Genomic DNA, 15,051 nt, shown 5'->3' on the forward strand with positions numbered 1-15,051 from the left:
GTACAGGAACATCGTCACCAATTTGGAAGTTCGTTAGGTCAACAACTCCATCATTATTGTTGTCTACACCAATGTTGGTTTCGACAGCAATTTGCTTAACAGATTCCATATTAATAGTATCTGCAACGCTTCTTGTTCGCTCTTCGATAATCTGATCGTTTGCATCGTCATCCACTGCACCTTGCAAAGTGGTAAAATCAACATCAAAGTCTATCGCAAATGTATCGCCTGGATTTGCTTGGTCTTGAACTACTGTGTCGTATGTTATTGTCAAAGTATTGTTAAGAGCCAAATCATCTAGATTAGCAGAAATATTGTTTAAGTCATCTGCACTTAGTTCTATGCTTAAATTACCGTTTCCATCGTCAACAATAAAAGGCGTTGGATCGACTGCAATGCCACCTATGACAAAACTTGTAGCATCAATCACAGTGTTTGTTGGTATATCTAATGATATATTTAAGTCAAAGGCGTCACTTTGACTGTCTCCAGCATGAGAAATATCAGCGGTATATGTAATTATGTCGCCAGCATCGAAATTGGCAATGTCTCCAGTGTTTATTACATTTCCATTTACTTCTTGTGTGAGTGCTGTTTGTAGTATTGGTTCTTCAACATTTAATTCAACTTCATTGGAAGTTCTTGCGTCTTGTAATTGATCACCGTTTAGATCAAAGGTATTGCGATGTTCAGTGTTGTTGACATTTATTGCTAGATCGTCGGTAACAAGAGCATCAAATTCGATGATGATTCTCTCAACGCTATCGTCGCGGTCGTTGTTTTGGATATCGCCTAAGTTGAATTGAATATCTTGCCCGTTTTGTACAACCGCACCAGCAACAGCGTCTAGATCAAAAGTAGGTGGAATTGCGTCGTTGTCTGCACCTTCTAAGTTTACGTCGTTACTAAAATCTTCGTCAGCAATAAAAGATAGTGTTGTGTTACCCAAAAATTGTAAACCATCTGCTAGAGTATCGCTTATAATTACAGCATCAAGGACTGTTTCAGGAAATTCTATATCGAGTCGGAAACGAACAACTTCACCGATAGCTACTTGTACATTATTTGGGTCGTCTGCATCTGTATGGTCAGCAGAGGTAGCTACTATTGATTTATTGAGTACCGGTTCAAATATAGTAACGAAAGCATTATCGTCATCTATAAAATTATTGTCTTCTCCAGGATCATTAGGGTCTCCTGTTCTTTCTACAGCTAGAACATTTGTTGGTGCAGCATCCACTAGTAGTTGTTCTTCCACGTCTCCTAAACTTGTAAAAGTAATATCTGCAACGTTTTCAATTGCTTCACCTAGTACTACATCATCCTCAACATCTATTTGAAATTGAACTGTAATACTTTCACCTACAGCTAATTGTTCAACAATAACTTCAATGCTATTGTTAGCTACATCTTCATTGAGCTCATCAGCGTTACCTGATATTGTTTGTAAAGACCCTGCAACTAAAGAAATTCCGTCAGGAATTAAGTCTGTTAAAACAATATCAAAAGCATCTGCGTTACCATCGCTTTCTAGGGTAATTTGGAAGAACAGTTGGTCTCCAGCATCACCTTCAGTATTTTCGACTGGTAAGCCAGTTTCTGCATCGATAACCACTTTTGATACTGTTACATTTGGTTCAACGACGTTTATGGAGGCTGTAGCATCATCAGCATCAGGGTTACGCCCTTCGTAACTAATGGTTACAGTGTTATCAAAGCTTTCACCGTCTTGCACTATGTTTGCATTGAGTACAACTGCTTGGTATTCCACTGTAATTGTATTGTTAGCTGCAGCTAATCCATCAGTAAAGTTTGTATTAACTACTGTTCCAAAATTAAGATCAAGTTGTCTTGCTACACTGGTGTCGCCAGCACCGATATCGCTAATTGCCTGATTTGTAGCTACATCAGCGAAGTTACCAATATCGGTTGTAATTCCCGTTGCTGCCACAATGGATGTTACACCTACAAATGCTAAACCTTCATCAAGAATGTCATTGAAGGTAAACTCTTGCAGTGTCGCTTCAGGAAGTTCTATCGTTACACGATAGTTAATAATGTCACCAATGGTGAAATCTGTGTCTCCAATGATTTCTTTTTGCACTTCTATTGTGTTTATTTGTAGTTCAACTTCATTGGAATCAACAGCGTCAAAAGTTCTTTGGTTATCAATCGCTGTTGCATCATCATCTAACTGTCTTTGCTCTTCTTCTGAAGGATTATCTTCATCTAAGGGGATACTGTCTGTTAAATTTGGAACAGAGGAATATTCTGTAACGCTAAAAGTGTTGGTGATAAATTCATTCCCATTTACACTTGTAGCAAGTTTTACAGAAAAAGTGAAGGTCAACTCTTGGTCTACAGCAATCGTATTTGATACATCAGTGTCTACTGGATTTGCAAATTGTATGGTACTCGTGCCATCGCCATTGTCGATTTCTAAACCGACAAATCCGTCTGGTGTATCTGTAAATATTACAGTTCCTGCTGTAAATAGTTCGTTGTCTAGTACATCTTCTATAACAATATCGAAAGCAGCTCCCGTAGCGCCAAGTTCTAAGTCTTCACCAGTAAAAGGGTTAACAGCACTAGGGTTTGCTATCTTGAGAGTGATTTCTATTGTGTCACCCGCATCAAAAATCCCTTCGCTCATTTCTTTTTCAACAACGATTTGCGGTTCAGTGACAATTACATGCTCGATATCTTTTACCGCAGATGTCCCATCATTGAGAACATCCGCAAAAACCTCGTTGTTGAGTACTGTTTGTTCTGCGCCTAGAAATTCTACAGAGCTTTGATCATCAACATTAGTTATTTCTCCTGTCTCAACAGATGTGTAACCTATAATTACTGCTTGTCCTGGTTCAAGATCTTCAATATCGCTTAAATCGAATATATTTAAAACACCGTTTTCTACAGTAAAGTGTGTACCCTCTATTAAACCAAACCCTTCCGCTGTTACAGAGTTGGTATCTAATTTTCCTACAGGAGTATCTGTAAAGATAATACGCGTTGCAGCTTCTAGGGTATCTTCTGCGCTGTCTATATCACCATTTCTTATTTGGTTTTGGTAGTTGATCGTTGTTTGGTTTTTGTCGGCATCAAATAATGTTTGTATTACTTGAGCGTTACTAATTTCAGGTGTAGTAAGTGGATTGTTTAACCCAACATTTGCGGCATCATTGGTTACAATTGCTTTGTATTCTACTATAAATGTGCCACTGTCATTAAATGTTTCGACATCACGAAAAGTAAAGGCTAAGTTACCAGAGACATCTCCGCCAAAATTAACACTTGGTATATCACTTAGGTCTGTTACGGCGACTGGCTTTATATCGACAACAACATCGTTTTCTAGTATTTCATTTTCGGCAACAGGATCTTGCCCAACAACAACGCTAAAATTTACTCTCATGCTTTCACCAACACTTAGATCCTGTGTACCGCCAAATTGCGTTATTTCTAATTCTCCGGTGGCGTTGTTGAATGTAAATGAGTTTGCGTTTAATGGACGAATGAATCCTTCTGATATAATTGCTACCGATTCAGGATCAAAAGTTGTGTTTGTTGGTATTGTTTCTAAGTAGGAAACAGGCGGATTTATAGTAAAAGATGTTGTTCCATTATGAGTTAGTGTAGTAGAAAACTCTATAACATCACCTTCTTGTAACGCAGCAATTCCTGCGGCATCTAATTCTACATCGTTTACGCGCGCAACCTGTTCTATGTCAATAGTTGTTGAGTCTACGTTGGCTACAGTTGTATCAATAGTAAATACCATTGTGCCGCCAAGACCGAGATCGTCTGTCAAACTTAGTTCGATATCATCAATTCCATCGAAAATAACTTTACCTTCTCGTAAAGTAAAGTGTTTGCCTTCTTGTAGTTCGACTGCTCCATTTGTTACACCTGGAATATCAAGAGAAACACTATTAACTACTGTTGTCGGTGGAATGTCGCTAGTTAATACGATATCTAAAGCATCCGTGTCACCTGCCCCAGTAAGAGTCGTTTGAAAAACAAGATTGTCCCCCGCTGCAATAACATCAGCCGCCGCATTAACATCATCTACAAGAACACCTTCAACGAATACTTCTAGTTCTATTTCTACTTCTGGTGATAGAACTGTGTCACGAGAAATGACTTGCGTAAAATCAAAAGAACCATCTGCTGCATTTTGTCCATCAAAGTCATCGTTTCCATCACCATCAATATCAGTAATTACACGTTCACTACCCTCAAGAAAATCGAAACCTGGAGGAAGGTTGTCTACTAAATTTAAGTCGTTGGTTCCGTCTGGTAATGTTACTTCTAATTGAAAAGTTACTACTTCACCGATGGCAACTTCGCGATTAACGTCGTTATTAACCGAGGTATTGGTAATTTGCTTGTCAATTTGTACGTCTTGAATAATGGCAACAGCTTTGTCACTTAGATCAAGGCCAGGATTACCGTTGTCAGCGATCGCAAAATTTTCGCCACCTTCTGCGGTAGCAAAGTTATCAATAAAAGCTTCATTGACATGCTTGGAGTTAGCAGGAACTTGATCGACAACTACAAGGTCGTAGGTAATAACGACAATATTTGAACCTGTGTTATTGGCGACTTCAACTTCACCTTGTACAGGATCGATTTGCAAAAATGCAGCAGGATCAAGGGCTCCTGACGGTAGTACACTGTTATCTGGATCACCAGGGTCGTCTATAAGTTTAATTCCGTCTTCAAAAATCTCTAAGCCTGTGACTATATCTCCGTCATCCGCTCGCGTAAAATCTAATACGTTTCCTGCTCCATCGGTTACTTGTAGATTTAACCCTTCAGGAAAATCATTTAAATCTGGAATTTCAAATCCTGGAGGAAAGTTGTCGGATATTACGATGTCGAAAGCTCCGTTTCCGGCAGTTCCGGTATTTTCAACAACAATTGCAAACTTAACTAAGTCCCCACCATTCACATCTTCAACATTTGAGTTGATGCGGTTGTCTTCTAAATTTTCCGAGTTGATGATTCCAGAAAAAGCAACTCCATTACTTCCTGGATCAGCAAAATTTACTGGGCCTATTGGACCAACTAATTCAGCATCGGGATTTGAAATAGAGACTACTGCTTTATCAATGTCAAGTACAGCTTCGCGAATTGTAAAGTTAATGATTCCTTGTTCAGCTAAGCCAGAAAAGCTACCAATCATTTGGTTCGTCAGTTTTAAACCTTCGCCAAATGGTGCATCGGTTGTTGTTACTGTAAAAAGAATCTCTATTTGGGCACTGTTAGCGTTTTCTACTTCAATATCGCCAAAATCAAAAAGAATGGAGTTTTGCGCTTCGTCTATAACTATATCAGGAATAAATTCATCGATGATTGTTCCGTCTGGATTGGTTGGTAACCCTGTTGTACGATCACCGAAACGTATTACTCCTGCTTCGGGAGGATCAGCACTAATTTCGTTAGTAAATACAACACCATCAAACTCTATAGCTTCGAAAACTGGCAGTGGTAAAAAGTCTTTTATGAAAAAATCTTCGACATCTGTAGTTGGTAAATCTATGAATAAACTAAAAGTTACTGTGTCCCCTGGAACAACGGAACCTGAGTCGGAATTGATTCCATTTAATGCAACTATTTGCTTTTGGGCTTCAATGTCGTCGATAGTTAATACAGTGCCACTGTCATCGAATAAAAAACGATTACCATCTATTTCTGCACTAACTGTTATATTGTTGGTTATGTTGTCACCAACATCTACGTTTTCGCCGTCGAGTTTAAACTCTTCCAAGACGGTTGTTTGGAATTTTATTTGTCCTGTTAAACCACCGTTATTTTGTGCCCTATCGTCGGATAGTCCACCTGTAAAATCACCGTCTATACGAAATTCAACGCTAGTGGTTTCATCTGCGTTAACAACAACATCAAAATCTGTGGCTGCAAATTGGGTAGCTACTGTAGCTTCGCCGTTATTATTAAAAATTTCAAATGTAGGTGAAAAGTCTTCAAAAAATATTTGTCCATCGGAGAATGTGTCGTTGAACACTAAATTTTGCAGTTCAAAAAAGTCAGAAACTTGGAAATTAATTGTGTATTCAATTGTATCTCCAGGTGAAACACCCTCTACATTTGTGTTGGCGTTTTCGACAATAGCTGCATTTTTTTGGATCGCAAGAGCTAGGTCTTCTATGGTACTTTGTGCGTCATCTGTTAACACAACTGTTTCTGGGGCGTCGGCAATGCCATCGTCATCAGTATCGATAACAAGATTGTCAGGGTCGGTAAACTCTGCTGTTACCTCTGCTTCGTTTATGGAGACACCAGCTCCACCATTGACGGGGTTTACAACATTAGAACCATCACCGGCGAACTCTTTTACAAACGCCTGGTAGGATATTGTACGATCAACTCCTAGTTCCCCGTCAATGCTTCCAAGGTCTATAGTCAGTTGATTTGTGTCAGCATCGAAATTAACAATTCCACCGCCGTTGTCGGTAACACCGACAAATTCTAGGTTGTCAGGAAGTGTGTCGACTATAATTATGTTGTCTACTGTTTCCTGATCAGCAATATCAAGACTTAAAGTGAATGTTCTTACGAAGTTAGGCCCTGTTGCTGTTTCTCCTTCTGGAGCGTCGTTTTCTTTCTCTAATTCAATTACTGTTGGAGTAATTGGTGAAGTGAGCAAATCACCGCGTATTGCTGGATCTTGCCCAGGGTTGTTTAGAGCGTCATTTCCAAAAGCGAACAGTCCTTGCGCTTTTATGTCAATTGGAACTCCAAGTAGTGATTCGTTATTTAGGGTTCCTGTTATATCAAGGTTTACTGTTTGTTCTGTTGTGAAGCTACCAAAGGGAATCTCTACAGCAAATACTGTGGCAAGTGCTATTGTTCCATCTTGGGTATCTTGTGTTAGTGGTTCGCCTGTGATTGGGTGATTGGCGGTAAATACACCGTCGCCATCTGCGTCTTCAAATTCTATTTCTGATTTTGTTAGTTCTGTTCCTGCGAATTGAATACTATCTATATCTACACCTTGCGGTACAGTTAAGTCAATAAACGGTTTAAAACCTTCTTGGTCGCCACTGTTCTCGAATGTAATATCAAAAGAGAAGGCTTCATTCAAGAAACCTGACTCAGGAACATCTAACTGTACATCGGGTACAGCATCTAGCATGATCCGTTGTTCTAGCGGTTCAAGTAGTAGTTTTTTTCTTTTATTCATATCTATGCCCCCGAAAATTTAATTTTAATAGTGCTACTCAAATTGCGTTAGTAATATTTATATATTTGTATGATATGATTTTTGATATATGTATGTATATTAATGCTATGCAGCAATTTTAATGCCGATTTTTGAGTAGGCGTGTGATTTTATTTGTTTTATGCTTATAATAGGGCGTGTCATCATTCAATACAGATAAAAATATAACGGATTCATTTAATGGTACGCCAGTAGTATTGAGCCCGAGCCCGTTTGCGAGCCCGCGCCCGAAAACTTTTTGAGAGCGACAGAAAGTGATTTATTGGTTCAATACTAGTTTTTTGCGATGGAAAAAGAAACTTTGCTTCTTTGATAAATTGTTAGTGAAAGTTTCGGAAACGGGCTCGCAAACGGGCTCGGGCTCGAAAAACACACAATATTTTGAATGATGGCACGCTCTAGTTAAAATTGCATAAAAAAATTAACTAAAATTTATTAATTCGGAGTTTTTTTTGACGACGGGCCGTCAATCAGGGGCGAGATTTTGCGACGAAAAATCGTTATTATTTCTAGGACTGTGTTATAGCCGTTTGTATTTTACAAATAATTCCTGTTTTTAATGAACGACTTTTGTTTGGTACAGTAATTGTTACTTTTACTGTATTGCTTGCCGCATCAGTGACTGGATCAATAAACGATATATATCCATCATATATTGCGTTGTTATAGTCAACTGAGATTTTTACTTTTTGCTTGAGTTTGAGCTTTAGACTTTGTTTGAAGTTGGGGTAGGATATAATTCTTATTGGATCTAACTGTACTAATATACAAAGTGGTTCTGAAGGAGAAATACTCTCGCCTTTATGTTTTAGTAATTGACGAATGATACCAGCGATCGGAGCACGGATAATATGGCGATCAATTTGTCGCTTTATGCGCTCTGCTTCGTAGCGGTGGACTCGTTGAGCTTCTCTTGTTGATAATAGTTTTGCTGTGGCAAGGTCTACTTCTGCTTGGGATTTCTCTACCTCTTCAGCGCGTATGTGATTTTGTCGTTGCAACTGTAAAATCTTTTGGAGCTTTTTTTGCGCTAGCTTCAGGGTTGTTTGTGCTGCATCAATATTTCCCTTACTTTTAGCGCGTGCGATTGCTATTTTGAGAGACGAACGTAGCAATGTTGCGTCGAGATAAGCGATTACTTGACCTTGTTTCACAAAGTCACCTTCTGTTGATTTGATTTTGTATAGTATACCTGGTTCTGGCACCGCAACCTCTATTTGCCGAAAGGGTTTTGTTGTACCTGAAAATGTTTCTTGGGCGCTTAAGGTAACTAGCAAAAGCAGTAGGTATAAATAGCGCATTTTTTTAGATCTTTCATTAAAAAGTAAGCTGATACTAATGAATGGCATGTATTTTGCGTTACACTAAAATCAAATTATAAGGCGTATACGAATATTTTTTGAAAAATATACGCACGATTTATTATATATAATATAAGTATTAAAAGAAATAAAAAAATAAAAAATAAAAGAGAAATATTAAAAAGAGATGTGCTCTTTGTTTATTAAATTAGCTTATAACTGCAATTATTTGTGTCTATAGTAAAGGATGTTGTATGAAAAAAATCATAATAACACTGTTGATTTTTATAGTCATATGTGGTTGTACTCCGTACGGAGCATCAAGGGATTCAGTTAAACCATTAAAAGAATATCGTAATTTTTTGACCAAAGAGTATAAAAAACGTGCCCAGAAAAAGGTAATGTATACAAAGAAGGAACCACTGATTGAGATTCACAATCTTTGGTGGTATCGAGATATACAAAGCCAGGTAGGGAAGACTCCCGGAAGTTACTTACAGTTAGGTGAGCTCTACAAAAAAGCTTTGAAGTATTCTAATCAAGTGCGTGTATTTTCCGATATACCTGTTATTCGTGAAACTGGTATTATGGAAGCAAAAGGGGATTTTGATCCGATTATTTTTGCTGAAGGTGGCTATAATCGTATTAATCGTCCTGTTACTAGTGTATTAGAGGTAGGTGGAAATGATAATCGTTTGAAAGAGAACGAGCTATATTCTGAGTTTGGTATTCGCAAAAAATTTGCCCCAGGGACACGCGTAGAGTTAAAAGAAAAACTACAAAGAATTCAGAATAATTCTGATTTTTTTGACCCAAATCCACAGTCAGTAGCTACATTAACTTTATCTATTATACAACCTTTTTTGCGCGGAGCTGGAATTGAGTATAATGAGAGTGTTATTCGCCTTGCTGAGTTAGATACAGAAATTGCCAAAAATGAATTTAAGAGGCAGATGGAGTCACATCTGCTGGAGATTACACGTGCTTATTGGACTTTGTATCTAGCGCAAGTGAATTTAAAATTAAAAGAAAAATCGTATGAGAACATTCAAAAAATTGCGCAAGAAATGAAGCAGCGCAAACAATTTGATGCTTTGGAAAGTCAAGTTTATCATACTCAAGCGAATGCTGCATTACACGAAGCGCAGATGATAAGACTACGTTCAGAAGTAAAAAATTCTCGAGATCGTTTATTGTCACTTATTAATGCTCCTGAATACCAAAATGTGAAAATTGAAAATTTCATTCCTCTTGATGTACCTTACACGCGTTGGAGAAATATAGATATGCAGACCTCCATTGAGCGTGCACTTCACAATCGCCCTGAATTGGAACAATCTTATTTGCAGATTAGAGCGGCCACCGTACGTTTAAATATGAGCAAGAATGAATTATTGCCGATACTTGATGGAATTGTTGAATTTGGGCTTAGTGGCTTGCGCGCAGAAAATGATATGGAAGGGGCTATTGGAGATCAATTTTCCGAAGGCAACCTAGGATTTCGCGCTGGTTTTCGTTTTGAATTTCCTTTGCCAAATAATACAGCAAGAGCAAGACATTTGCGTAAGCAAGTGGAAAAAAGACAGTTACTTCGTCAATTTAAAACAACAGCTGAAGGTATACTTTTCGAAGTACAGGTATCTGTTCGCGAAGTGCAAACAGCTTATCAGGAATTTTTAGCGCAACAAGCGGCATATGTTGCGAGTACAAAAGAGGTAGAATCTCTTCGTAAGAGGCGTGTTCTCGAAACAATACTTGAAGGAAATAAAAATACAGCTCATTTTTTGCAACTAGTGCTGCAAGCCCAAAATGCTTATCTTGATACACAATTTAGACTTGTAAAATCTATGGTTGATTACAATTTAGCACTGACAAATCTTAAACGAGCGGAAGGAACATTTTTAGCTTTCGAGCGCTTACGACAAATAAAAGAAACAGATGAAAATGATTTGCCTACTTGGAAAACCGTACTTGATGAACGAGGTAAGTTGGAAAGCAATAACAAGAATGTACGTATTTTTCAAGATGATGAAAAACAGTTTAAATATGATGATAAAAAAACAACGAAGGAGAGCAAGTGATGTCTGGTAAAACTAACAAAAAAATTACGGTACGACCTGCACAAAAAAAACAAACATCGGCGCCTGTAAAACTAAGCTTTCAAAGTACAGATGTCTCTTACTGTAGCCAGTTTAGTGTACAAGCAACTACCCATGAAGTTTTTTTGAATTTTGCAGCTTCATTATTTCCAGGGGTAAATCCTGGAGAAATCGTTCTTCCCGTGCATACTAGAGTTGCAATGAACTATGTAAATACAAAACGCTTACTTGCTGTTCTTTCTGAAACGGTAATGAAATATGAGAAAGAGTACGGCGAAATAAAAGATGTTGTAAAAAATGAACTTCCTGTTGATAAAGGTGGGACTGCATCAAAAACGACGGCATCATTTCCTAAGATTAAACGTTAGTAAATTATTATGTCTAATGAAATAGCTCATCAACAATCTTTGTCTGTTAATCCACTCGAGATCCAAAGTACTGTACTGCAAATTTTTGAAAATTATCATCAACAAGAGGATTTTTATCGAACGTTGCTTGACTTTATAAGTGTGTTAACAAATGCTCGCGGAGCATTGCTTTGTGAAATCATCAATAAAGAAGTTAATTTATCAATTAAAAAATTATTAGAACCTGAAAACAAACATTGGCAATTGGTGTGTACGGCAATAAAGAAAAGTGTAAAGAATAGCAAAAAAAATAGAAATGTTGTTATTGGGAACCTATCTCTTGCTAGTCGAAAATGGCGCTTTATTTTAGCTCCTATTATGGGAACAAACAAATTTTTATGTTTGGTTGTTGAGATTGAAAAAGAAGAGCAATTAACACCTTTTATTCTTATTTTACAGTTGATTGCTACCTATGTTCCTTTTATGCAAATAGGTAAAGATGCTCAGAAAAAAGAAAAAATTGCCGACCGAGTTGGTGTTGCTATCGAGTTAATCCATGGCGCTATTTGTGAAGGAGAACTGTATAAATCTGCGCAAAATATTGTAGAAAAAATACAGAGGCATTTAAAATGCCAGCGTATAGCTATGGGTTTTGTAAAGACGTTTAAAACTAAGTTAGTTGTAATGTCTGATGGCGAAACATTTGATAAACGTAGTTCTCTGGTAAAGAAAATAGAAGCAGCGATGGAAGAAGCTGTGCGCGAGAAGAAAACTATTTTTTATCCTTTACCTGATGAAGATCGCACTTTACAGCTTGATGTGGCGCATAAGGATTTGAAAATTCAAGCAAATAGTGATCATATAATTACTGTTCCAATGTTTAATCATAAAGAGCAAGCTATTGCAGTGTGGATTTTTATGTGGGAAGACACAGCTCCGCAACAAGAAGATATGAATCTTATTGAAGCGGTTACACCGCACGTTGCAGAAGTTATGTCTTTATTAAAAAAAACGCGAGCCAATATATTGGTGCGCGGAGCAAGATATTGTGGAACTTTTGTTCGTAAGTTGAGAACTTGGGTTTTTGTAGCAACTTTTGTTGCCGTTTTGTGGTTAGTTCAATTACCTTGGGCTCATCACATACGTGCAAAATGTCAAGTTGTTCCTACAACACGTTATACTATTTCAGCTCCTTTTGCCGGTATTTTAAGAACTTCGCATTGTAAACCTGGAGATTTAATTCAGAAAAATCAACTACTGGCAACTCTAGATGATCGCGAATTACAAATTGAATATATTGCTACAGAGCAATCCTTGGCAGCAATTACAAAAAAAATGTCTTTGTTGTTTGCGGAAGAAAAAATGGCTGATTATCATATAACGCGCGTGGAAAAAAAGAAAATTATACAACGATTAAAATTACTCAAATATCGTTTACAGCATTTAGAGATTCGTTCTCCTAACTCTGGCGTTCTTTTACAAGGAGATTTAGATAAGTTTATTGGTACTCCTGTATCTGTAGGAGAAGTACTTTTTGAAGTAGCGCCTGTTGATAAACTACTTGTGGAGTCTTACGTTGATGAAAAAGACGTAAGTTTTCTTGAATTAGAATCTTCGGTAGAATTGCGTGTTGACGCCTATCCTGAAAAATCATGGGAAAGCTCTTTGAAGTATATGTCACCTATATCCGAAGTAAAAGATGGAAACAATGTTTTTGTGTGTGAGATGGCTTTAGCTAATGATCAAAAACAACTGTTACCTGGAATGAGCGGTGAAGTTCGTATTTTGGCTGGAAAGCAACCCATTTGGTGGCTGTGGTTACATCGTCCTCTATCGTGGATTAAAACAAAGATGTGGTGGTAATGATGGATTCTCTAGTTGACTTAGCTGTTCAAGATTTAGAAAATTTACGCCCGCGTATGAGAAGTAATTTGAAATTTACGTTTCAAATAATCAAAAATGTCCCATGCTATGTTATTGAAGATCCTGTAAATTCTAGGTATTATCGGGTTGGAGTAAATGAGTATAAGTTCCTTTCTTTACTAAACGGTAAGAAATCTGTGGCAGAGGCTATGCGGATTATGGCTGATACCATGGCTGAAGATGCTTTGTTACAAAACGAAGTAGTGCAAATGTTGCACTGGCTTGGGAATGTTAATTTACTCGAAACGAATAAGCCTCAAGAAATAGATGACACTTGGAAACTTTTTGGCTTGTCGCATGGAGTAAGCAAACTACTATTTCCTAAGTTTCCTTTTGGTAGTCCCGATAAAATTTTAAGTAAGATATTGCCTTTAATGCGCCCTTTGCTGGGTTGGGGATTTTTCTGTGTGTGGATAGTGTGTGTTGTCGGGGCTTTGTATTTGGTTCTTAGTCAGTGGGATCGTTTTGCTTTGACAGCTGGTCGTGTTTTAAGTGTTAATAATTGGTTACATTTAGCTATTGTATGGTGTTTATTGAAGGTAGTGCACGAATTGTGGCATGCTTTAGTTTGCAAGTATCATGGTGCTGGAGTTCGCGAAACAGGTATTCTTTTTATTTTGTTTATTCCTATGGGATATGTAGATACTAGTAGCTGCTGGAATTTGTCTTCAAAATGGCGAAGAATCCATGTGGCTTTTGCAGGTATGAAGATAGAGCTTTTGGTTGCGGCAGTTGCTACTTTTATATGGAGTGAAACGTCTGTTGGTTTGCTTAACCAAGTATGTTACGAAATTATTTTGATGTCAAGTATTACCACTCTATTTTTTAATGCTAATCCGCTGATGAGATTTGATGGGTATTATGCTTTAGCTGATTATATCGAAGAAGTAAATCTCTATTCAAGAGCACAAGGATATTTACAATATCTTGGAAAAAAATATCTATTAGGTGTTTTATGTTCGTTTAATGAAGATTCGTTTAAAACGCGGCTTTTCTTGTTTACTTATGGTTTAAGTGCCCTGATTTGGCGCATTTTGATCTATGCAGGAATTGCTTTAGCAACAAGTTTACTTTTTCTAGGTGCAGGAATTGCTTTAAGTATCGTGTACATTTTTGTGTTTGCAATACTACCTTTTGTAAAATTACTCAAGTACATGTTCATTGGAAATGAAATGTTAAGACCAGCTTTGTGGCGTTCTGTTGTTCTTACAAGTGGTTTAGTTTATTTTGTGTATGCTATATTTACTACAATTACATGGGAAAAGGGACTTGAAGCTTCAGGAGTTATTGTTTATAAAAAACAAGAAATTGCGCGCGTGTATTGCCCTGGTTTTGTGAAAAAAATATATGTTGATGTTGGGCAGTCTGTACGTAAAGGTGAAAAGTTGTTAAAGCTAGAGAACCGCGATGCAGACAATGAGTATATGAATTTACTGTTAACTATACAGGAAACAAAACTTAGAATTCGTCAACTGCAACAAGAAGATTTAGTTGCTACAAAGATAGAAAAAGAAAAGCTTCTGTATCTTGAAAAGCAGAGAACAGAACAAAAAAAACTAGTAGATTCCCTGGTGATTGTTTCACCTATAGATGGAATTGTTGCAACGCGGAATATTACGCAGTTACTTGGAACTTATCTTGCTGTTGGTTCTGAGGCAGTTACTATTTTTGACTCTAAAGACAAACAGTTTGTCATTGCTATTCACCAGGATGATATTGACCAGTACAGTGTGCTTTTGAGTAAAAGAGATTTGGTTATTTATGTTCCGAGTTTGGAGAAAAATTTTTCAGGAACATTGGATAAAATTCATCCAACAGCAACAACTAATATATTGCATCCAGCACTTGCAGCTATTGGTGGAGGTAATTTACCAGTACAAAATGATGGTGAAGGAAATTATCAATTTGTTGTTCCTTATTTTCGAGCTGAAATTTCACTTTCTAAACATAAAGATTTAAAAAGTGGTCACCGTGGTTACGTGCGTATTTATGAACAAAAGAAAACTATTGGTATGCATCTTTATTTTATGATTGAAGATTGGATTCAAGATACGTGGAGTCAAAACTCTTAGGGATGTGGCGGAAACGAGATTTGAGTCTGTTGCTTAAATTGATGGCTCGTTTAAACACGCTGC

At 37.4% G+C, this 15,051-nt stretch carries 5 protein-coding genes and 1 pseudogene; 4 read left to right on the forward strand and 2 right to left on the reverse strand.

The window, feature by feature from the left end; genetic code table 11:
* Positions 1-1,327: 1,327 nt before the first annotated feature.
* Together UABHE_RS00005 and UABHE_RS00010 are read right to left on the reverse strand one after the other, a co-directional pair.
* Positions 1,328-7,207, reverse strand: a pseudogene (locus UABHE_RS00005) (isopeptide-forming domain-containing fimbrial protein); the annotation flags it as partial.
* Positions 7,208-7,755: 548 nt separating this feature from the next.
* Entirely contained in the window at positions 7,756-8,547 is a 792-nt protein-coding gene (locus UABHE_RS00010) for an efflux RND transporter periplasmic adaptor subunit (RefSeq protein ID WP_372368051.1), read from the reverse strand.
* A gap of 254 nt (positions 8,548-8,801) precedes the next feature.
* On the opposite strand from UABHE_RS00010, the gene UABHE_RS00015 reads away from it, so the two are divergent.
* From UABHE_RS00015 to UABHE_RS00030, 4 genes are read left to right on the forward strand one after another with little or no spacing between them, the layout of a single operon-like run.
* On the forward strand, positions 8,802-10,628 hold the full coding sequence (locus UABHE_RS00015) for a TolC family protein (protein WP_372368052.1): 1,827 nt from the start codon (positions 8,802-8,804) through the stop codon (positions 10,626-10,628).
* On the forward strand, positions 10,628-11,014 hold the full coding sequence (locus UABHE_RS00020; protein WP_372368053.1) for a DUF3467 domain-containing protein: 387 nt from the start codon (positions 10,628-10,630) through the stop codon (positions 11,012-11,014). Before UABHE_RS00015 ends, UABHE_RS00020 begins: the two co-directional genes overlap by 1 nt.
* Before the next feature lie 9 nt (positions 11,015-11,023).
* Positions 11,024-12,856, forward strand: coding sequence for an efflux RND transporter periplasmic adaptor subunit (locus UABHE_RS00025; RefSeq protein ID WP_372368054.1), 1,833 nt, complete (start codon positions 11,024-11,026; stop codon positions 12,854-12,856).
* Positions 12,856-14,988 carry an efflux RND transporter periplasmic adaptor subunit gene (locus tag UABHE_RS00030; RefSeq protein ID WP_372368055.1) on the forward strand — a complete coding sequence of 711 codons (2,133 nt, stop codon included), beginning with the start codon at positions 12,856-12,858 and terminating at the stop codon, positions 14,986-14,988. Before UABHE_RS00025 ends, UABHE_RS00030 begins: the two co-directional genes overlap by 1 nt.
* Positions 14,989-15,051: the final 63 nt, after the last annotated feature.

Source organism: Candidatus Uabimicrobium helgolandensis (assembly GCF_041508025.1).
Taxonomy (GTDB): Bacteria; Planctomycetota; Uabimicrobiia; order Uabimicrobiales; family Uabimicrobiaceae; genus Uabimicrobium; species Uabimicrobium helgolandensis.